Raw genomic sequence first — 19,498 nt, 5'->3', positions numbered from 1 at the left:
GCTTATGCCACCCGTCCCCAAACGCCGGCCGCGGCGATCGTCTCCGATCAACCAGTTCCCCGAACTAACGGTCCGACGTCCATTGATTACGCTAGTTGGGGCAGTCAAGGCAGACAAGCCAACTGGCTGTCCGCCATCTGTCTGCACCATCACAGTCATCGACAATTGGCCGATCGGCGGATGACCGCTAGCACCTCCGGTCGCGTGACCAGCCAGATTTGAGTCTGCCGAAAAGACTGCGCCGCACAAAGTGGACAATTACGGCGAAGGTGGGGCGAGATGCTTGAATGCCTGCAGATTCGCCAGGGACTCGCCGCGCTTGACCCGCCACTCCCACTCGCGCCGGATCGACGAGCCGAAGCCGATCTCGAGCATCGTGTCGAACGACTCGTCGGCGTAGGTGAGCACCGATCCCAGCAGCCGGTCGAGTTCGTCCTCGTCGAGGCCGCCGAGCGCCACCCGGCCGGTGAGATAGACGTCGCCGGCCGCGTCGATCGAGAACGAGACGCCGTACATGCGGGCGTTGCGGCGCAGCAGCCAGGCCCACAACTCCTCGTGCCGCTCGTCCGGCCGGCGCATCACGAACGCCTCGACGCGTAGCGCGTGCTCGCCCACGATCAGGTTCACCGCGGTCTTGAGCTTGTGCGTGCCGGGCAGCGTGACCACGTAGGCCCCGGGCCCGGTCGGCTCCCACTCGAGCTCGCGGTCGGTCAGCACCCGTTCGATCAGGTCGGTCACCATGCGTACGCCTCCAGGCGCTGCGCGATCAGGGCACGGTGCTCGGTCACGGCCTCACGGTAGACCCGGAGCAACCCCTCGGCCGTACGGTCCCACGAGAAGTCGGACGCGTGCGCGACCGCCCCGGCCGACAGGCGCCGCAACTCACCCGGCGACGCCAGCAGGTCGTCGAGCACCCGGGCCCATTCCTTGGGGTCGTGCCCGTCGACGAGCACCCCGCTCAACCCGTGCCGTACGGCGGTGACCAGGCCTCCGACCGCGGCCGCGACCACCGGCGTGCCGCAGGCCTGGGCCTCGAGCGCGACCAGGCCGAACGACTCGTTGTGGGACGGGACGGCGACCAGGTCGGCGCTGCGATAGAGGGCGGCCAGGCCGGCACCGTTCTGCGGGGGCAGGAAGACGACCTGGTCGCTCACCCCGAGCGAGGTGGCCAGCTCGATCAGCGCGCTCGGCTTGTCGAGGCCGGTGCCGCTCGGGCCGCCGCAGATGACCAGGGTGGTGTCCGGCTCGCTCATCGCGGCCAGCGCCGAGATCAGCACGTCGGGCGCCTTGAGCGGCTGGATCCGGCCGACGAAGGCGATGACCTTGCCCCGCTCGGGCAACCCGAACCGGGCGCGCTCGGCCGGGCCGGGCCGGAACCGCTCGAGGTCGACGCCGGGCTGCACGACCGTGGTGCGGGCCGGGTCGGCGTCGTAGTAGGCGACCAGATCCTGCGCCTCGAAGCGGGTGTTGCCCACCAGCCGGTCGGACTCGGCGATCACCTGCTCCTCGCCGATCACCCGGGCCTTGGGCTCGGGCCGGTCGCCCTCGGCGATCAGCCGGTTCTTCACCTTGGCCAGGGTGTGCGCGGTGTGCACGTGGGGCACGCCCCAGCGCTCGCGGGCCAGCCAGCCGACCTGGCCGGACAGCCAGTAGTGCGAGTGGATCAGGTCGTAGTGGCCCGGCGGGTGGGCCGCCTCGGCCCGCAGCACGCCGTTGGTGAAGGCGCACAGCTGGGCGGGCAGTTCCTCCTTGGAGAGGCCCTCGAACGGGCCGGAGGTGACGTGCCGGACGGTCACGCCGGGAACCATCTCGACGACGGGGGGAAGCTCGCCGCGGGTGGCGCGGGTGAAGATCTCCACCTCGACGCCGAGCCGGGCGAGACGCTTCGAGACCTCGACGATGTACACGTTCATGCCGCCGGCGTCACCGGTGCCGGGCTGCTCTAGCGGCGACGTGTGAACCGAGAGGGTGGCGATGCGCCGCGGGGTCGGCCACTCAGCCACGATCAATCCTCCTGGACTACGGACGCGCAGATAGTTGCGCAGTCACTAATCTTCCCCGCCGCGAAGCCACGAACCACTATCCCGCCGCTCGGGGGTGACCCAAGTCATCGGGAAAGATGGGGGCATGCAGAACATCGCAGTGGTCACGGGCGCGTCGAGCGGGATCGGGGCGGCGACCGCCCGCCGGCTCGCCACCGAGGGATTCCACGTCGTGGCGGTGGCTCGCCGGGCCGATCGGCTGGCCGCCCTGGTCGACGAGATCGGCGCGAAATCGGCCACCGCGGTCGAGGGCGACGTGACGTCCGACGAGTCGGTGGCGGCGCTGGCGGCCGCCGTGACCGCCCTCGGCGGTCCGGTCACGCTGCTGGTCAACAACGCCGGCGGTGCTCAGGGGCTCGACCCGGTCGAGTCCGGCTCGGTCGCGGACTGGCAGTGGATGTACGACGTGAACGTGCTCGGCACCCTGCGGGTGACCCAGGCGCTGCTGCCGGCCCTGGTGGCGAGCGGAGCGGGCACGATCGTGACGGTCGGCTCGACCGCGGCGTTCACGGTCTATGAGGGTGGTGGCGGCTACACGGCGGCCAAGCACGCCCAGAATGCCCTGGTCGGGACGCTGCGGCTGGAACTGTCGGGAAAGCCGGTGCGGGTCATCGAAGTCGATCCGGGCATGGTGCGGACCGACGAGTTCTCGCTCAAGCGCTTCGGCGGCGACCAGGCCCGGGCCGACGCGATCTATCAGGGTGTCAAGGAGCCGCTGGTGGCCGACGACATCGCGGACATCATCGCGTACGCCGCGACCCGCCCTCAGCACGTGAATCTCGACCGCATCGTGGTGCGCCCGATCGCCCAGGCGGCCCAGCACAAGGTCCACCGGGAGAGCTGAAGTCGTGAAGGCGGTCGGCGCGATCACCCGGGGGACCACCAATCCCAACCGGCTGCGCCGCGTCGACAACTACATCGCCCACCGCTGCGGAGATCTGCTCCGGGCCGCGGCCGATCCCCTGGTGATCGACCTCGGCTACGGCGCCACCCCGGTCACCGCCGTCGAGCTGCGGACCCGCCTGGCCGCGACCGTCCGCCCCGACGTCACGGTGGTGGGTCTGGAGATTGATCCCGTACGCGTGCAGGCCGCCCAGCCCCACGCCGACCCTCCGCACCTGCAGTTCCGGCGCGGGGGCTTCGAATTGGCCGGCCTGCGCCCGACGGTGGTCCGCGCCTTCAACGTGCTGCGGCAGTACGCCGAGGACGAGGTGGCCGCGGCCTGGACGGCGATGACCGCGAGCGGTGCCGTGCTGGTCGAGGGCACCTGCGACGAGCTGGGCCGGATCGCGACGTGGACCGTGGTCGAGGCGGGTGTGCCGGGTTCGCTGACGTTCTCGGCCCGCTTGTCCGATCTGGACCAACCCGCGACGTTCGCCGAGCGGCTGCCCAAGGCCCTGATCCACCACAACGTGCCGGGCGAGCCGGTGCACGAGCTGCTGCTGGCACTGGGCCGGGCCTGGGACACCGAGGCGACCCCGTTCGGGCCCCGTCAGCGCTGGCTGGCCACCTGCCGCCGGATGCGCGAGGAAGGCTGGCCGGTGCTCGACGGGCCGGCCCGATGGCGGCTCGGCGAGCTGACGTTTCCGTACCCCGGACGGCTCTAACGCGCGTGCGACGGCGGCGCGTCGGCGACCGGCTCGGCGACGGCCGGCACCGGGATCGTGGGCTCGTCGAGCACGGGCTCGACCGGGCCCAGCAGCCGGATCCGGCGTTCGCGGCTCGGGGCGGCGGCCAGGTGCCCGACCGCGACCAGCGCGCACACCGCGAAACAGCCGATCCACAGCGCCGCGTTGCCCAGGTGCTCCTGGGTCAGGCCGCCGACGATCGGGGCCAGCGCGGTGCCGGCCGACCAGCCCAGCGAGTTCAGGCCCTGGTAGCGGCCGCGCATCGACGGCGGCGACAGGGCGGCCACGGTGGTCGCGTTGCTGGGCGACTGGATCATCTCGCCCAGGGTCCAGACGATCACGGTGAGCGCGAAGAACCAGGGCGCGTGGGCGAAGGCGGTGAGCCCGAACCCGACGCCGATGATCAGTGAGCCGAGCGCCAGCACCCGGGCCGGGGAGCGCCCGTCGATCAGCCGGGGCACGAAGAGTTGCCCCAGCACGATCAGCACGCCGTTGACCGCGATCACCCAGCCGTAGGTGGCCGCCGACAGGCCCTCCGACGTCATGGCGATCGGCAGCGTCGACATGTGCTGCATCATCACGACGATGCCGCCCGCCGAGATCAGCAGATAGGTCATGAAGACGCGGTCGCGCAGCACGGTGATCATGCCGCCCGAGTCGCGCTGCTTCACGACGACCGTCGGCTTGGTCTCACGCAGGAAGATCAGGCAGATCAGCGCGGTGACCAGGGTGGTGCCCGCGTCGACCACGAAGAGCAGCAGGTAGTCGACCTTGGCGGCCAGCCCGGCGCCGACCGCGGAGAGGGCGAAGCCCAGGTTGATCGCCCAGTAGTTGAGCGAGAACGCGCGGACGCGATCGCGGTCGGGCACGACGTCGACCATCATCGCCGAGAAGGCCGGCCGCACCGCCTCGGTGAACACGCCGAGCAGGAACGTCACCGCGAGGATCTGCCCGTAATCGTGCGCGAAGCCGAGCGCCAGCATGAGAGCGGCCGCCCCGAACTGGGCGGTCAGCATCGTCGGCTTGCGGCCCCAGCGGTCGGCCAGCACCCCGCCGACCGTCGTGCCGATCGCGCCACCCACGCCGTACAGGCCGATCACCAGACCGGCCCGGCTCTGCGAGAAATGCCGGTCGGCGGTCAGATAGATGGCCAGGAAGATCACCACGAACGAGCCCAGCCGGTTGATCAGCGTGCCCGTCCAGAGCAGCCAGAACTGCCGCGGCAACCCGCCCACGGCCTGGCCGAACCAACCCCGCACGTTTCGCCCCCGTAAGCACTGGAAAAGCCTCGTCGCCTTACAACCTAAGGGGCTGCGCAATCGGGTTTCCACGTGGTGGTCGCCACTTGAGGGTCCGTGCCCGGGTGGGGAGCGGCTGCGGCAGGATGGAGGTCATGACTGGGACTCTGGTGCTGCTGCGACACGGCAACAGCGAGTGGAACGCCAAGAACCTCTTCACCGGTTGGGTCGACGTCGATCTCGACGCCAAGGGCGAGGCCGAGGCCCGCCGCGGTGGTGAGCTGCTGAAGGAGAGCGGTGTGCTGCCGGACGTGGTGCACACCAGCGTCCTGCGCCGCGCCATCCGCACCAGCGAGATCGCCCTGCACATCACCGACCGCCACTGGATTCCGGTGAAGCGGTCGTGGCGCCTCAACGAGCGCCACTACGGCGCCCTGCAGGGCAAGGACAAGAAGCAGACCCTCGAGACGTACGGCGAGGAGCAGTTCATGCTCTGGCGCCGGTCCTACGACGTACCGCCGCCGCCGATCGAGGCCGACTCGGAGTTCTCGCAGTTCGACGACCCGCGCTACGCCTTCCTGCCGTCCGAGGCCAAGCCCAAGGCCGAGTGCCTCAAGGACGTGCTGGTCCGGGCCCTGCCCTACTGGTACGACGAGATCGTGCCGGACCTCCGCGCCGGCAAGACGGTGCTGGTCGCCGCGCACGGCAACTCGCTGCGCGCCTTCGTGAAGCACCTCGACGACATCTCCGACGAGGCGATCTCGAAGCTCAACATCCCGACCGGGATCCCGCTGCGCTACGACCTCGACGACGACCTGCGCCCGCTCAAGCCGGGCGGCGAATACCTCGACCCCGAGGCGGCGAAGGAAGCGGCAGCTGCCGTCGCCAACCAGGGCCGCTGACCCTCCCGCGGACAGCAAGAGGCCGGGACGCCCCCGTGGCGTCCCGGCCTCTGCGCGACCAGGCGAGCGTCAGCTCAGCTCTGGTCGCTCACCGGCTCTCCGGTGATCAGGTACACAAGCTGCTCGCCCACGTTGACGGCGTGGTCGGCGTACCGCTCGTAGAAGCGGCCCAGCAGCGCGCCGTCGATCGCGGTCTCCGCGCCGTACGGCCACGAGTCGTCCAGCATGATCTTGAACAGCTGACGCTCGAGCTCGTCGATCTCGTCGTCCTCGGTCTCGAGCTTGGCCGCCAGCTCGGCGTCGGGCTTGGCCAGCAGGCTGGCGATCTGCTCGGCCATCCGGTCGGCCACCTCGGCCATGCCCTGGAAGACCGGGCGCAGCTCGGCCGGCACGGCGGGCGACGGGTGGCGACGCTTGGCCGTCTTGGCCACGTGCTCGGCCAGGTCGCCCATCCGCTCCAGGTCGGCCGAGATGTGCAGGGCGGTGATGACCATGCGCAGGTCGGAAGCGACCGGCGCCTGGCGGGCGATGGTGTCGGCCACCTTGGCCTCGACCTGGCTGTTGAGCTCGTCGACCTCTTGGTCGCGCTCGATCACGGCCTCGGCCGCCTGCAGGTCAGCGGTGAGCAGGGCCTTGGTCGCCTTGCGCATCGCCTCTCGCACGGATTCGGCCATGGTGACCATCAGGCGGCTGACCTCGTTGAGGTCGGCCTGGAACTCCTCGCGCATGTCCTCGTCCCGGGGTTGGGTGGGGCCGTCCCAGGGCAGGGCACGACCGTAGTGGCTGGCTACAAACTATGCGCGCCCGGAAGCGCGCTCGTGAACGGCGATGAACGACGCCGGGCGCAGTGGTGAACTTTATTCGACACGCGCCCGGTTTGTCCGGATCACCGTAGGAGCCAGGTAAACAATGACCCTACGATCGCACCGTGGACCTGGCGTACGGCATCCCTCTGATCCTCGTCGCGCTCGTCGTCGGCGTGGGCGCGGGGCTGGTGGTGGCGCGCGTTCGCAGGCCGACAGGGGCCGCTGAGAAGACTGCCGGCGGGCCGCACGAGGGAGGACGCGTCATCGACACCGACGAAGGCCACACCGGTAAGCACGGCATGAAGGGGCTCGGTCGCAAGAGCCTCGACTCGCTGCGCGTCGGCGTGGTGGTGCTCGACGCCGAGGACCATCCGGTGCTGGTCAATCCGGCCGCCCGGGCGATGGGACTACTGCGGTCGGGCGGAGCGCCGGGCACGATCGCGGCCCACCCGATCCTGCGGACGCTGGCCGGTCAGGTGCGGCGTACGGGCGTACGGCGGGAAGTCGAACTTGATCTTCCGCGGGGCCGGGCCGGGGCCGCGCACGCCCCGCTGGGCCTGCACCTGCGCGCGGTCGCCCTCAACCAGACCCACGTCGCGGTCGAGGCGGCCGACGTCACCGAGTCGCACCGGCTGGCCCGGGTCCGCCGCGACTTCGTGGCCAACGTCAGTCACGAGCTCAAGACCCCGATCGGCGCGCTCCAGCTGCTGGCCGAGGCGCTGCTCGACGCCACCGAACTTCCCGCCGCCGAGCCCACCGACGAGCCGAACGAGGATCTGCTGGCCGCCCGCCGGTTCGCCGAGCGCATCCACCACGAGTCGGCCCGGATGGGGCGCCTGGTGAACGAGTTGCTCGAGCTGACCCGGCTCCAGGGCGCCGAGCCGCTGCCCACGCCCGAGCCGGTCTCGGTCGACTGGGTGATCGCCGAGGTGATCGACCGCACCCGCACCACGTCGTCGGCCAAGAGCATCGAGGTCGTCTACAACGGTCCCAAGGGCTCGACCGTCTACGGCAGTGACAGTCAGGTCGCCACCGCGGTGACCAATCTGGTGGAAAACGCGATCGCCTACTCGGGCGAAGACACCAAGGTCGAGCTGACTCTGCGTCAGGATGACGACTGGGTCGAGATCGACGTGGCCGACCAGGGCATCGGCATCGCCCCGCACGACGTCGACCGCATCTTCGAGCGTTTCTACCGGGCCGACCAGGCCCGATCCCGATCCACCGGCGGCACCGGCCTGGGCCTGGCGATCGTCAAGCACATCGCGACCAACCACGGGGGCCGGGTCGACGTGACCAGCACCCTGGGCGACGGCTCGACGTTCACTCTGCGCCTACCGGCCCGTCCCCCCGAAGCCCCCTTGCCGTTACCGACGGCAATTGAGATCGAGTCCGGTGCGTCCGGGCATTAGTCCCGGAAGCCGGAAGATGGAAGGAACCACATTGGCCCGCGTGCTCGTGGTCGAGGATGAGGAGTCGTTCTCCGACGCCCTGTCGTACATGCTGCGCAAGGAGGGCTTCGAGGTGTCGGTCGCCCCGACCGGGACCTCGGCGCTGACGCAGTTCGACCGGACCGGTGCCGACATCGTGCTGCTCGACCTCATGCTTCCCGAGATGTCCGGCACCGAGGTCTGTCGCCAGTTGCGGCAGCGCTCGGCCGTGCCGATCATCATGGTCACTGCCCGGGACAGTGAGATCGACAAGGTGGTCGGGCTCGAGATCGGCGCCGACGACTACGTCACCAAGCCGTATTCGCCGCGTGAACTGGTCGCCCGCATCCGGGCCGTCCTGCGCCGCCAGGGCACCGACGTCGCCGAGGTCACCACCCCGACGCTGGCCGCCGGTCCGGTGCGGATGGACGTGGAGCGCCACGTGGTCACCGTCGACGGCGCCGGCGTGCAGCTCCCGCTCAAGGAGTTCGAGCTGCTCGAGCTGCTGCTGCGCAACGCCGGCCGGGTGCTCACCCGCGGCCAGCTGATCGACCGGGTCTGGGGCGCCGATTACGTCGGCGACACCAAGACCCTCGACGTGCACGTCAAGCGGCTGCGGTCCAAGGTGGAGCCGGAGCCGTCGGCGCCGCGCTACATCGTCACCGTGCGTGGCCTGGGCTACAAGTTCGAGCCCTGATCCCCCATCCAACCGCCCCACCGCCGCCCCTGAACGGACTGAAGGCTGCGACATGGCGCGGCGGGTTACTTCCCGCCGCGCTTCTCGGCGGCCACGGTCGCCGGGTGCACCGCGACGAGACCGGCCTTCAGCCGGGCGTCGCAGAGTTCCGCCAATTTCCCGTACGCCGCCTGGCCGATCAACGCGGTCAGCTCGGGCGCATACGAGATGTACATCGGATCGCTGCCCACGTGGGCCTCGGGTGACGAGGTGCACCACCAGTCGAGGTCGTGCCCGCCCGGACCCCAGCCCCGGCGGTCGAACTCGGTCAACGTCGACTGCAGCAGCTTCGACCCGTCCGGCCGCTTGATCCAGTCCTGTTCCCGGCGCACCGGCAGCTGCCAGCAGACGTCGGGCTTGTACTCCAGCGGGTGCTTGCCGTCGCGCAGCGCCTGGGCGTGCAGCGCGCACCCGCCCCCACCGGCGAAGTCGGCGTCGTTGAGGAACACGCACGGCCCGTCTTCGGACTGTGTGGCCGTGCGCCGGGCCGGCTTCGATCCGTCGATCGTGTCGACCTCGGTGTAGTTCTTGAACCCGCGGCGATAGTGCTGCCAGTTCTCCGGCGTCAGCTTCTGGGCGGCCGCCTTCACCCGGTTCTCGTCGTCGGCGTCGGTGAAGAACGCGCCGTGCGAACAGCAGCCGTCCTGCGCGCGACCGGCCACGATGCCGTGACAGGCCGAGCCGAAGACACACGTCCACCGGGACAGCAGCCAGGTCAGATCGGCCCGGACAAGGTGCTTCTCGTCGCCGGGGTCGAGGAACTCGATCCACTCACGAGGAAAGTCGAGGTCGACCTCGGGCGCCCGCTCGGCGGCCGCGGGGTCGAGGGTGATGCGGATCGGGGTACGGCGGCTCACTCGCGACAGCGTACGCGCGCCGGTGACCAACGCCGCGTCGACGCCCGGTATGGCCGCATATACCCGGTCGAGGAGGAGGCGCCCGCGACAATCGGGTCTACGCTTGACCCTGTGAGTTCCCGAGTCCCCGTGCTTCTGTCCAGCTCGTCGGTGTTCCCCGAGCCGACGGCCGCCGCGTTCGAGTTGGCCGCCTCGGCCGGCTACGACGGCCTCGAGGTCATGGTGTGGACCGACCGTGTCAGCCAGGACGCCGGCGCGCTGAAAGGTCTGTCCGAACACTACGACCTTCCGGTGCTCTCGGTGCACGCCCCGTGCCTGCTGGTGACCCAGCGGGTGTGGAGCCCCGACCCGTGGGAGAGGCTCAACCGGGCCGCCCAGCTCGCCGAGACGCTCGGTGCCCCCACCGTCGTGGTGCACCCGCCGTTCAGCTGGCAGCGTGACTACGCCAAGAACTTCGCCGGCGGCTTGGCCAAGGTGCAGGCCCGGTTCCCCGACCTCGCGTTCGCGATCGAAAACATGTTCCCGGTCAAGATGGCCGGTCGCTGGTTCGTGCCTTACACGCCGGGCTGGGATCCGACCGAGACCGGCTTCGACGCCTACACGCTCGACCTCTCGCACTGCGCGGCGTCGCGGATCAACGCGCTCGGCATGGCCGACAAGATGGGCGCCGGCCTCAAGCACGTGCATCTGGGCGACGGCACCGGCGAGGGCCGCGACGAGCACCTGGTGCCCGGCCGGGGCAATCAGCCGTGCGCCGAGTTGCTGCGGTCGCTCTCGGCGCGCGGATTCACCGGATCGGTGGCTCTCGAGGTCTCCACGCGTAAGGCGCCGAGCCGCGCGGCCCGCGAGGCCGACCTGCGCGAGTCGCTCGAGTTCGCCCGTCGCTACCTCGCGCCGGCCGACTCGGCCACACCCGCCATCTCCCGAGGCTGAGCCTGGGGCTGAGCCATTTCAGCTCGTTTGCGGGCGCGGTGCGCGGCCACATGGGAGCGGGTCGCGCAGCGCTCCGAGCAGAAGCGCCGGCAGTTGTTGGACGACGTGTCCAGATAGACATTGCCACAGCGCTCGTCGGCGCAGATGCCGAACCGGGCACTGCCGTACTCGCAGAGCCACACCGACAGGCCCCAGACGGCGCCGGCCAGGTATTCGGCGCTGACCGACGAGCCGCGGCTGGTGACGTGCATGTGCCAGTCGGCGGCGTCGTGCCCGGAGATGCGCGGCTGCACCGGGAACATCTCGAGCAGTGCGTTGAGTTCCTTGACGGCGTCGCCGTCGTGACCGGACGTGCCGTTCTCGAAGACCTCGCGCAGACGGCGCTGGGCGCGGCGGAACACAGCGACGTCCTTGTCGGCGACCTCGTCGCGCATCCAGGCCTGTTCGTCACCGAACAGGGCCCGCAGCCCGGCGAGATCACCCATGTCCGCGTTGACGAGGTCGACCGCGGTGCGGGCGTACGCATCGAAGTTCACCCGACAAAGGTAGCCGCCCCCGCGCCGGTCGAACATAAGCGTTGTGGTCACACGCACTCGAGGGGGTCATCGCCACGCACGTGGCTCTCCCGCGATGGCGGGTGTTCCGGGCGATACCCTCGGGTCATGCTCCGTTCCCTGCTCCTGGCCGCCGCCGGTTCGGACCGTCTCGGCCGGCTCGCCGGCTCGGCCCCGGCCGGCCGTAACGCCGTCCGCAAGTTCCTGGCCGGCCGCGACATCGACGAGGCGTTGCCCACCGGTCGCGCCCTGGTCGACGACGGTCTGGCGATCACCTTCGACCTGCTGGCGGTCGAGACGCGCAGTGCGGAGCAGGCGGTCGCGGTGCGCGACGAATACCGGGCGCTGCTCGGCCGGCTCAAGGGTGCCGGCCTGGTCCCGGCGGCCGAGGTCAGCGTGAAGCTGTCGGCCCTGGGCCAGCGGCTCGACGAGAAGCTGGCCTACGAGCACGCCCTGGCCGTCTGCGTGGCCGCGGCCGAGGCGGGCACCACGGTGACGCTGGACGCCGAAGACCACACGCTCACCGACTCCACTCTCGAGATCCTGGCCGAGCTGCGGAAGGACCACCCGGGCACGGGGGCGGTGCTGCAGGCCCATCTGCGCCGCACCGAGGGGGACTGCCGCGAGCTGGCCACGGCCGGGTCGCGGGTGCGGCTGTGCAAGGGGGCGTACGCCGAGCCCGAGTCGGTGGCGTTCCAGTCGGCGCTCGACATCGACAAGTCGTTCGTACGCTGCCTCAACATCCTGATGTCGGGCGAGGGCTACCCGATGGTGGCGACCCACGACCCGCGGCTGATCGCCATCGCCGAAGACCGGGCGCGCTGGTTCGACCGCACCGCCGACGAGTACGAGTTCCAGATGCTGCACGGCGTACGCACCGAGGAGCAGGCGCGACTGGCCGCCGGCGGCAACGTCGTGCGCGTCTATCTGCCGTACGGGGAGCAGTGGTACGGCTACCTGATGCGCCGGTTGGCCGAGCGCCCCGCCAATGTGGCCGTTCTCGGACGCTCGCTGATCGGTCGATAGTCACGACACCGGTCACAATTCGGGCTAAAACCCAACAGATCCGGCGTGTCGGCCTTGACTTTTTCTGACCATTTTCACGGAACGTATCGCGTTGGTCACAACCGTATCGATACCGTCCTAGAGACACGCACGTCAGCCACCCGCGTCCACGGCCTCCACGGCCACCCTGGTCACCGCGGTTGTGCCTGCGAAAGGATCGGTGCGACACATGACGGGTCCAGCCCAGACCGAGGAAAAGCTCTCGGAGGTGCGGTTCCTGACCGTGGCCGAGGTGGCCGCGTTGATGAGGGTCTCCAAGATGACGGTCTACCGGCTTGTGCACGGCGGTGACCTCACGGCCGTACGGGTCGGGCGCTCCTTCCGGGTGCCCGAGCACGCGGTGCACGAATATCTCCGGGGCGCTTTCTCGCAGACCGCGTAGAGCGGGCCCAGGGGTCGTTTTGGCCCGGCCGCGGCCGGGCCGGTACGCTGGTGCGGTTGGCTCCCGGAGGCTCGATGTGTCTCCGACAGTCGATTCAAGTCGGATCGGGTCAGTGCCAGTGGGCGCGCCCGGTCCGAGCCACCAGGTTTCGAGAGGCATTCCGTATGGGCTCCGTGGTCAAGAAGCGCCGCAAGCGTATGGCGAAGAAGAAGCACCGCAAGCTGCTGCGCAAGACCCGCGTCCAGCGTCGCCGTTTGGGCAAGTGACCTGTGGCCGGGTGATTCCACCCGGCCGACAGAGCACTTGCCATTCGCACCTCGCTCGCATCGGAAGGTGCGCCCGTGGCCTCTCCGCCCAGCGTCGTCGTGGTTACCGGAGTCAGCCGATATCTCGGCGCCCGGGTGGCCGCCCGTCTCGCCGCAGATTCCCGGATCGACCGTGTCGTCGGCCTGGATCCGCACGAACCGCCCACGGCTCTGCGTGAGCTGCTGGCCGACGTCGAGCTGATCCGGGCTGACGCGCGTGCCGCGTCCGGCGCCATCGCCGACCTCGGTGCCGAGGCGATCGTGCACCTCGCGGTCACCAGCGCGCCCGACGTGCAACACGGTCGCGCCGCGATGAAAGAGCAGAACGTCATCGGCACGATGCAGCTGCTCGCGGCCGCCCAGGCCGCACCCCGGCTGCGCAAGCTGGTGGTGCGATCGTCGACGGCCGCATACGGCGCGTCCTTCCGCGATCCCGGCGTCTTCACCGAGGACACCGAGCCCCGGGCCGTGCCGCGGGGCTCGTTCGCGCGCGACATCCTCGACATCGAGGGTTACGTGCGCGGGTTCCGGCGTCGCCGCCCCGAGGTCGCGGCCACCGTGCTGCGCTTCGCGCCGTTCATCAGCTCGACGGCCGACACGACGCTGACCCGCTACTTCGCCCAGCCGGTGGTGCCCACCGTGCTCGGGCGTGACGCCCGGCTCCAGTTCGTGCACGTCGACGACGCCCTCGAGATCCTGCACCGCTCGGTCATCGAGGAGCACTCCGGCACGTTCAACGTGGCCGGGGCCGGCATCCTCGCGCTCTCCCAGGCCATCCGCCGGGCCGGGCGCATCTCGGTGCCGCTGCCCGAGGGCACGCTGTCCACGCTGGCCGGTGTGGCCCGCAACGTGGGCATCGGCCAGATCGGCTTCGACCAGATCGACCTCTTCGTGCACGGCCGGGTGGTCGACACGACCCATCTGGTCCGCGAGTTCGGGTTCACCCCGCGCAGCACGGCCGAGGCCTTCGACGACTTCATCCGCGGCCACGCCAACGGGTCCTCGCTCACCTCCGACCGGCTCGCCGCGGCCGAAAAGGCGATCCTCGACGGGATCCGCCGGGTGCGCTCCGGCGCCGGTGCCGGAGGTGACCGGCATTGAGCCAGGACGAGTTTCGCGACATGCTTCCGGGGCACGCCGACTTCACGCTGCCACGGCCGGCCGAGCCGAAGCGGGTCAACGGCCGTCGTCCGATCCCGGAGGTGCCGTCGATGAACGGGAACGGGCACCACCCGCCGCCTCCGGAAGAGCCCGAGGTGGACGTCCTCGACGTCTGGGATCAGCGCGTGGCCCGTGGCCTCGCCTTCCTGCGCCGGCGTCTGACCGGTGGCTACGAGGTCGACGAGTTCGGCTTCGACCGCGAGCTCAACGACGCCGTGTTCCAGCCGATCCTGCGGGTGCTGCACCACGACTGGTTCCGCACCGAGGTCTTCGGCATCGACAACGTGCCGGCCAAGGGCGGCGCCCTGGTCGTGGCCAACCACTCGGGCACGCTGGCGCTCGACGCGCTGATGCTCGGCACGGCGATCCGCGACCGGCATCCCGAGGAGCGGCATCTTCGTCTGCTCGGCGCCGATCTGGTCTTCCGCATGCCGGTGCTGAGCGAGCTGGCCCGCAAGTCCGGCGCCACCGTGGCCTGCAACCCCGACGCCGAGCGCCTGATGAGCACGGGTGAGCTGGTCGGCGTCTTCCCCGAGGGCTTCAAGGGCATCGGCAAGCGTTTCGCCGACCGCTACAAGCTGCAGCGCTTCGGCCGGGGCGGGTTCGTCCAGGCGGCGCTGCGCACGGGCACCCCGATCGTTCCGGTGGCCATCGTCGGCGCCGAAGAGATCTATCCGATCCTGGCCGACATCAAGCCGCTGGCCCGGTTGCTCGGCGTCCCCTATTTCCCGGTCACGCCGACCTTCCCCTGGCTCGGCCCGTTGGGTCTGGTGCCGCTGCCGAGCAAGTGGCTCATCCAGTTCTGCCCGCCGATCCCGACCGAGCATCTGACCGAGCTGGCCGACGATCCGATGGTCGTCTACAACCTGGCCGACCAGGTGCGCGAGACGATCCAGGCCACGCTCCTGGAGCTGCTCGAGAAGCGGCCGGACGCCTTCGGCCTGTGACTGAATGTGACTGGATAGTCACGACTAGTGTGTTTATAGTGACAAGTGAGGGGCGGCACCGGTAACACCCGGCAACCGCCCCTCGCCATGTCCGCGCTTCGTCGAGCCGACTAGTTGCCGCCTCCGAAGATGCCGCCGAGCAGGCCACCGAGCACGTCGTCGTCCTCGTCCGGGGCCGGCTGTTCCTGCTGCTTCTGCTGCTGCGAGGTCTCGTCGGCCGGTCGGGTCGACTGCACCGGCGTTCCGCCCGGGGGCAGCGACGGGGCGCTGGTCTGGGCCCGCTTGCCCGGAACCGCGACGTCGGCCGTGGTGGCCGGAGTGGCCGCCGGGTCGCTCGCCTTCGGGTCCGCCTTCGCGCCGTCCGCCCCGCCACCGGGCCGGGTGGCCGGTTGCTTGCCACTGGTCCCGGACGGGCGCGACGACTGGCTGTCGGAATCGTCGCCGGCCGCACAGCCCTTGAGCTTGGGCCCGAGCGCGTCCGAGCCCGCCGGTACGACGGTGTCGCAGCCCAGACGAGTACGCAGGGACTCGGCCCGATCGCTGACCGAGTCGAGCAGCGAGATCGAGGTCTGCGCCCGCTCCTGGTTGGCCGACGACATCTTGCTCAGCGCCGGCGTCAGGGTCTGCCGCTGCCGGTTGACGAACGTGTCGACGGTGGCCAGCGGCTTGATGTCCTTGCGGGCCACCGCCGAGGTGGTCAGCAGCTTGACGCCCTTGCGGGTGTCGGCGTCCATGTCGTCCAGCACACCCGCGAACCCGGTGTCGTTGCCGGGCATGGCGACCGCCTCGGCCAGCCGGTTGCGGGCGAAGTCCAGGGACAGCTGCCCCCGGGTGACGTCCGAACCGGCCATGGCCAGCTGGGCCCGCTCGGTCGACCGCTTGACCCCGTAAAGGGCGTCTCCCGGTGACGCGTTCTCGCTGGCCGCGGAGATTCCGGAGACCGCGAGCGCACCCGCGGCGACCCCGATGACGATCGCGCCGCGGGCCCGGATGCGGCCGCCGTGGCCGAGCAGTCCGTGCCCGAGACGGCCGGCGCGGGCCGCCATGGGCTGTGCAGTGGTGGCGGGCTCGTCGACGGCGCTCGCGGTGCGGCCGATGCCGTCGCGCTCGGCGGTGGCGACCAGCATGGCCCGCAGCCCGGTCCGGAACTCGGCATCGACCCGGGCGCCGGGGCGTGCCGTGGACAGGCTGCTGCCGATGGCGACCAGCTCGGCGAGCTGTTCGTCGGCCGGGCCGCGGGTGTGATGCCGCCGGCCGCCGCTGGTCTCGTCGAGAAGCTCCGCGAAGCGCTCGGCGCTCCGCCGGTCCAGAAAGTCGAATCTCACCGCGGGCACCTCCCCTCGCTCGTGAATGTCTCGCCGGCAGCAGTGCCGGCGGTCGCGACGAAACCGGTGGCCGGCAGGGCCGCCCGGGGTCGCACTCGGACAAACGCGCGACACGCGTCCCCGGTTACGGGCCACATCGGCGCGCATCGGGTAATAGAGAGGCCCGTCACGCCTGGAATCCGTCCGGCAGAAGCCGGGCGAGTGCTCGAACCGCGCGATACTGCAGGGCCTTGATCGCGCCCTCGTTCTTGCCCATGGTCTGCGCGGTCTCGGCCACCGAGAAGCCCTGCAGGAAGCGCAGCACGATGCACTCCTGCTGCTCCGGGTTGAGCTGCTTGACCGCGGTGAGCAGGGCGACGTTGGTGATGTGGTCGACCACCGACGCCTCGGGGCTGCCCTCGGGCCCACGGGCCTCACGGTCGGCGTCGAGCACGTCGCCGGTGGTCACCTCGAGGCGGTAGCGCCCCGACTTGAAGTGGTCGGCCACCAGGTTGCGGGCGATCGTGACCAGCCAGGCCCCGAGGTCGCGGCCCTGCCAGGTGAAGCTGCCGATCCGCTTGAGCGCGCGCAGGAACGTGTCCGAGGTGAGGTCCTCGGCCAACTGCCGGTTGCCGACCCGGAAGTAGACGAAGCGGAAGACCGTGTCGACGTACCGGTCGTAGATCAGCCCGAACGCCTCGGCCTCGCCGGCCTGGGCCCGTTCGACCAGCGCCCAGACCTCGGCCGCGGGATCGCTGCGGTCGGGCCGGGCCGGATACTTCGGCGGCTCGGCGTCCCGCTGCGGTCCGGTCGTGCTCTGTGCGGGCACGACGACGGTCTGATCGCCGATCGGTGCCTCGGGCAGGTTGCTGCGCTGGCCCGCGGTCGGCTGGGCCGGCATCGCCGGTCGCCCGGGCACGGCCACCCGGCCGCCTCCGGGCATCGGCTTGGTGTTGCCGGTCGGCGGGATCCGGTGGCCCGGAGCCTCGTTGACGTGCGGGCGGTTGCGGGTCCGCTTCGGCCCGTCGCCCCGGATGGTGTTGACGAGCCCGGTCAGCCCGTCGGCGAGGGAGGAGCGGTACGGATCCCCGGCGTAAACATGACTCACTGCGCCTCCTCGACCCGGCGGAGCTGTTCCGACTGCTGATCCGTCCCGCCAGACAGGGATCGGCAGTGTTTCCGTGCTTTTTGTGGCACAGCGGCCTCCTCGGGATGAGGGGTGATCACTCATAGCAAAACGGGTGAAGTGGCCCGCAATTTGCCAGACCGACCTCACCCAGGGCTTTGGAGTCCGTTACTCAGACGCGAAGTATCACGGGCTCCGAACACACGGAGTCGCACTCTGTGTGCGCTGCGCAAAAATAGTACGAAGTGGCGCAGACAAGACACAAGGAACGTCTGCCACGATGACCGACACGGGTGTTTGCGCGACGGACAACCTGTCCGCTGTCCACTTCCGTGGATGTTTGTGCCAGACTCGTGCCTCGTGGACGAAGCTGCCCGCGACCTCGTCGCCGCCGCGGCCGCGCGCCGGCCCGACGGCCTCGCGCTGATGACCACCGAAACCGAGCTGACCTGGGCCGACGTCGATCGGCGGGTGACCGCCGCGGCCCATCGGATCACGGCCCGCACGGCGCCGGGCGACCGCGTCGCGATTGTGCTGGGCAACTCCGTGGAGTTCGTGGTGGCCTTTTTCGGGGTGCTGCGGGCGGGCCGGGTGGCCGTGCCGCTCAACCCCGGGTACACCGCAAATGAACTCGACTGGGTGATCGCTGATTCGGGGGCGGCGCTGATCGTCGGCGGTGGGGACACCGGGTCCGGGCCTCCCCGCGTACGGGGAAATCTGGATGAAGAAGTGACGGAGGGTGACCTTCCGTCGGTGTCGGCGCGTGACCTCGCCGTGCTGCTCTACACCTCGGGCACCAGCGGGCGGCCCAAGGGCGCCATGCTCACCCACGCCGCGCTGGCGGCCAACCACGACCAGCTCGACGCGATCGACCCGCCGGTCGTCGGCCCGGACGACGTCGTGCTGCTGGCCGTGCCGATGTTCCACGCCTACGGGCTGAACACCGGGCTCGGCAGCGTCGCCCGGCACGCGGCGACCGGCGTGCTGATCGACCGGTTCGACCCGGCCGCCTCCCTGGCCGCGATCGCCGAGCGTGGCGTGACCGTAGTGGTGGGCGTGCCGGGCATGTATGCGGCCTGGTCCCGGCAGCCCGAGGTACGCACGGCGCTGCGCAGTGTGCGGAGCTCGGTGTGCGGGGCGGCTCCGCTGGTGCCGGACGAGATGGCCCGCTTCGGCGCCGCGACCGGGCAGAGCATCATCGTCGGCTACGGACTCACCGAGACCGCGCCCGTGCTGACCACCACGGCAGTCAGTGACCGGGGCAAGCCCGGCTCGATCGGCCGGCCGCTTCCCGGGGTGTCGCTGCGGCTGCGCTCGGCCGCCGGGCAGCTGCTCTGGGTCGACGGCACGGCCTCGGCCGATGAGGATCTGGCCGAGCTCGACCTCTCGGTGGAAGACGTGGCCGGCACCGACCCGGGCGAGATCGAGGTGCGCGGAGGCAACCTGTTCTCCGGCTACTGGCCCGACGGGCGCGGTGGCCCGGATGCCGACGGCTGGTGGGCGACCGGTGACGTGGCCTACGCGGACGGCGAGGGTGACCTGCATCTGGTCGACCGGATCGACGAGCTGATCCTGGTGCACGGCTTCAACGTCTATCCGGCCGAGATCGAGCGGGTGCTCGACTCGCATCCCGGTGTCGCCGAGACCGCCGTGGTCGGGGTGCCCGATCACGACTCCGGGCAGCGGCCGCACGCGTTCGTCGTGGCCGCCATCGACCCGCCGCCCACCCCGGCCGAGCTGCAGGTCTTCTGCGCCGCGCACCTCGCCCGGTTCAAGCTGCCGACCGTCGAGCTGGTGCGTGAGCTTCCCCACTCGGCCACCGGCAAGGTGCGTAAGAGAGAGCTGCCCCTATGAGCCGTGTGACTCTGATCAGCCGCGAGGGCTGCCACCTCTGCGAGGAGGCGGAGGCCGTGCTCGACCGGATCCTGCCCGGTCAGTGGGTACGGGTCGACATCGCGTCGTCGATCGAGCTCGAACGCGACTACGGCGACCGGGTGCCGGTGGTGCTGCTCGACGGGGCCGAACACGGCTACTGGCGGGTCGAGGAGGCTCGCCTGCTTCGCGACCTCGACCGGTAGGTTG

At 70.4% G+C, this 19,498-nt stretch carries 21 protein-coding genes; 13 read left to right on the top strand and 8 right to left on the bottom strand.

Going from position 1 to position 19,498, the window contains the following annotated elements; translation table 11 throughout:
• Window positions 1-258: 258 nt before the first annotated feature.
• Window positions 259-741, bottom strand: coding sequence for a type III secretion system chaperone family protein (locus tag KOI35_RS06120; protein ID WP_215785055.1), 483 nt, complete (start codon window positions 739-741; stop codon window positions 259-261).
• Window positions 735-2,003: a D-inositol-3-phosphate glycosyltransferase gene (gene mshA / locus KOI35_RS06115; protein ID WP_308120811.1), complete on the bottom strand. Its 1,269-nt coding sequence runs from the start codon at window positions 2,001-2,003 to the stop codon at window positions 735-737. The genes KOI35_RS06120 and mshA overlap by 7 nt, the downstream gene beginning before the upstream one ends.
• A gap of 124 nt (window positions 2,004-2,127) precedes the next feature.
• On the opposite strand from mshA, the gene KOI35_RS06110 reads away from it, so the two are divergent.
• The gene (locus KOI35_RS06110) at window positions 2,128-2,886 is read left to right on the top strand and encodes an SDR family NAD(P)-dependent oxidoreductase (RefSeq protein WP_215785054.1); all 759 of its coding nucleotides are present in this window, start codon (window positions 2,128-2,130) and stop codon (window positions 2,884-2,886) included.
• Window positions 2,887-2,890: 4 nt separating this feature from the next.
• Complete coding sequence (locus KOI35_RS06105) at window positions 2,891-3,649, top strand: class I SAM-dependent methyltransferase (protein ID WP_215785053.1); 759 nt, start codon at window positions 2,891-2,893, stop codon at window positions 3,647-3,649.
• Here the strand turns inward: KOI35_RS06105 and KOI35_RS06100 are convergent.
• Window positions 3,646-4,929 carry an MDR family MFS transporter gene (locus tag KOI35_RS06100; protein WP_215785052.1) on the bottom strand — a complete coding sequence of 428 codons (1,284 nt, stop codon included), beginning with the start codon at window positions 4,927-4,929 and terminating at the stop codon, window positions 3,646-3,648. The genes KOI35_RS06105 and KOI35_RS06100 overlap by 4 nt on opposite strands.
• A 134-nt stretch (window positions 4,930-5,063) precedes the next feature.
• Between KOI35_RS06100 and KOI35_RS06095 the strand changes: the two genes are divergently transcribed.
• Window positions 5,064-5,810: a phosphoglyceromutase gene (locus tag KOI35_RS06095; RefSeq protein WP_215785051.1), complete on the top strand. Its 747-nt coding sequence runs from the start codon at window positions 5,064-5,066 to the stop codon at window positions 5,808-5,810.
• A gap of 74 nt (window positions 5,811-5,884) precedes the next feature.
• On the opposite strand, the gene phoU is transcribed toward KOI35_RS06095, so the two are convergent.
• Complete coding sequence (gene phoU / locus KOI35_RS06090; RefSeq protein ID WP_215785050.1) at window positions 5,885-6,538, bottom strand: phosphate signaling complex protein PhoU; 654 nt, start codon at window positions 6,536-6,538, stop codon at window positions 5,885-5,887.
• Window positions 6,539-6,762: 224 nt separating this feature from the next.
• Between phoU and KOI35_RS06085 the strand changes: the two genes are divergently transcribed.
• Window positions 6,763-8,028 (top strand): sensor histidine kinase, encoded by a 1,266-nt coding sequence (locus KOI35_RS06085; protein WP_438870589.1) that lies wholly within the window; start codon window positions 6,763-6,765, stop codon window positions 8,026-8,028.
• Between the two features lie 31 nt (window positions 8,029-8,059).
• Entirely contained in the window at window positions 8,060-8,743 is a 684-nt protein-coding gene (locus KOI35_RS06080) for a response regulator (protein ID WP_215785510.1), read from the top strand.
• Window positions 8,744-8,808: 65 nt separating this feature from the next.
• Here KOI35_RS06080 and KOI35_RS06075 read toward each other — a convergent pair whose 3' ends face one another.
• Complete coding sequence (locus KOI35_RS06075; protein WP_308120809.1) at window positions 8,809-9,639, bottom strand: DUF3109 family protein; 831 nt, start codon at window positions 9,637-9,639, stop codon at window positions 8,809-8,811.
• Window positions 9,640-9,750: 111 nt separating this feature from the next.
• On the opposite strand from KOI35_RS06075, the gene KOI35_RS06070 reads away from it, so the two are divergent.
• Window positions 9,751-10,572: a sugar phosphate isomerase/epimerase family protein gene (locus KOI35_RS06070; protein WP_215785049.1), complete on the top strand. Its 822-nt coding sequence runs from the start codon at window positions 9,751-9,753 to the stop codon at window positions 10,570-10,572.
• Here the strand turns inward: KOI35_RS06070 and KOI35_RS06065 are convergent.
• Complete coding sequence (locus KOI35_RS06065; protein ID WP_215785048.1) at window positions 10,524-11,108, bottom strand: CGNR zinc finger domain-containing protein; 585 nt, start codon at window positions 11,106-11,108, stop codon at window positions 10,524-10,526. The genes KOI35_RS06070 and KOI35_RS06065 overlap by 49 nt on opposite strands.
• Before the next feature lie 126 nt (window positions 11,109-11,234).
• Between KOI35_RS06065 and KOI35_RS06060 the strand changes: the two genes are divergently transcribed.
• From KOI35_RS06060 to KOI35_RS06040, 5 genes are all read left to right on the top strand, one after another.
• The gene (locus KOI35_RS06060; RefSeq protein ID WP_215785047.1) at window positions 11,235-12,152 is read left to right on the top strand and encodes a proline dehydrogenase family protein; all 918 of its coding nucleotides are present in this window, start codon (window positions 11,235-11,237) and stop codon (window positions 12,150-12,152) included.
• Window positions 12,153-12,360: 208 nt separating this feature from the next.
• Entirely contained in the window at window positions 12,361-12,573 is a 213-nt protein-coding gene (locus tag KOI35_RS06055) for a helix-turn-helix domain-containing protein (RefSeq protein ID WP_127498359.1), read from the top strand.
• Window positions 12,574-12,737: 164 nt separating this feature from the next.
• A complete protein-coding gene (locus KOI35_RS06050) occupies window positions 12,738-12,839 on the top strand; it encodes a 30S ribosomal protein bS22 (RefSeq protein ID WP_007465623.1) in 102 nt (33 codons plus the stop codon).
• 75 nt (window positions 12,840-12,914) lie between these two features.
• Window positions 12,915-13,979 carry an NAD-dependent epimerase/dehydratase family protein gene (locus KOI35_RS06045; RefSeq protein WP_215785046.1) on the top strand — a complete coding sequence of 355 codons (1,065 nt, stop codon included), beginning with the start codon at window positions 12,915-12,917 and terminating at the stop codon, window positions 13,977-13,979.
• Entirely contained in the window at window positions 13,976-14,986 is a 1,011-nt protein-coding gene (locus tag KOI35_RS06040; protein WP_215785045.1) for a lysophospholipid acyltransferase family protein, read from the top strand. Before KOI35_RS06045 ends, KOI35_RS06040 begins: the two co-directional genes overlap by 4 nt.
• Before the next feature lie 110 nt (window positions 14,987-15,096).
• Here the strand turns inward: KOI35_RS06040 and KOI35_RS06035 are convergent, their stop codons facing one another.
• Both KOI35_RS06035 and KOI35_RS06030 read right to left on the bottom strand, forming a co-directional pair.
• A complete protein-coding gene (locus KOI35_RS06035; protein ID WP_308120808.1) occupies window positions 15,097-16,311 on the bottom strand; it encodes a DUF5667 domain-containing protein in 1,215 nt (404 codons plus the stop codon).
• A 166-nt stretch (window positions 16,312-16,477) separates the two neighbouring features.
• On the bottom strand, window positions 16,478-17,347 hold the full coding sequence (locus KOI35_RS06030) for an ECF subfamily RNA polymerase sigma factor, BldN family (protein WP_246612718.1): 870 nt from the start codon (window positions 17,345-17,347) through the stop codon (window positions 16,478-16,480).
• Between the two features lie 405 nt (window positions 17,348-17,752).
• Here KOI35_RS06030 and KOI35_RS06025 point away from each other — a divergent pair, with 405 nt between their 5' ends.
• Window positions 17,753-19,270: an AMP-binding protein gene (locus KOI35_RS06025; RefSeq protein ID WP_215785042.1), complete on the top strand. Its 1,518-nt coding sequence runs from the start codon at window positions 17,753-17,755 to the stop codon at window positions 19,268-19,270.
• A complete protein-coding gene (locus tag KOI35_RS06020) occupies window positions 19,267-19,494 on the top strand; it encodes a glutaredoxin family protein (RefSeq protein ID WP_215785041.1) in 228 nt (75 codons plus the stop codon). Before KOI35_RS06025 ends, KOI35_RS06020 begins: the two co-directional genes overlap by 4 nt.
• Window positions 19,495-19,498 lie beyond the last annotated feature (4 nt).

The organism is Paractinoplanes bogorensis (genome assembly GCF_018829635.1).
In the GTDB taxonomy this organism is placed as follows: Bacteria; Actinomycetota; Actinomycetes; order Mycobacteriales; family Micromonosporaceae; genus Actinoplanes; species Actinoplanes bogorensis.
This window is presented reverse-complemented; position numbering and strand designations above follow the sequence as displayed.

Coding starts and splice junctions, on each gene's coding strand:
- KOI35_RS06120 (WP_215785055.1), bottom strand. CDS start 741: ATGGTGACCGACCTGATCGAACGGGTGCTGACCGACCGCGAGCTCGAG.
- KOI35_RS06110 (WP_215785054.1), top strand. CDS start 2,128: ATGCAGAACATCGCAGTGGTCACGGGCGCGTCGAGCGGGATCGGGGCG.
- KOI35_RS06095 (WP_215785051.1), top strand. CDS start 5,064: ATGACTGGGACTCTGGTGCTGCTGCGACACGGCAACAGCGAGTGGAAC.
- phoU (WP_215785050.1), bottom strand. CDS start 6,538: ATGCGCGAGGAGTTCCAGGCCGACCTCAACGAGGTCAGCCGCCTGATG.
- KOI35_RS06060 (WP_215785047.1), top strand. CDS start 11,235: ATGCTCCGTTCCCTGCTCCTGGCCGCCGCCGGTTCGGACCGTCTCGGC.
- KOI35_RS06055 (WP_127498359.1), top strand. CDS start 12,361: ATGACGGGTCCAGCCCAGACCGAGGAAAAGCTCTCGGAGGTGCGGTTC.
- KOI35_RS06050 (WP_007465623.1), top strand. CDS start 12,738: ATGGGCTCCGTGGTCAAGAAGCGCCGCAAGCGTATGGCGAAGAAGAAG.
- KOI35_RS06025 (WP_215785042.1), top strand. CDS start 17,753: ATGTTTGTGCCAGACTCGTGCCTCGTGGACGAAGCTGCCCGCGACCTC.
- KOI35_RS06020 (WP_215785041.1), top strand. CDS start 19,267: ATGAGCCGTGTGACTCTGATCAGCCGCGAGGGCTGCCACCTCTGCGAG.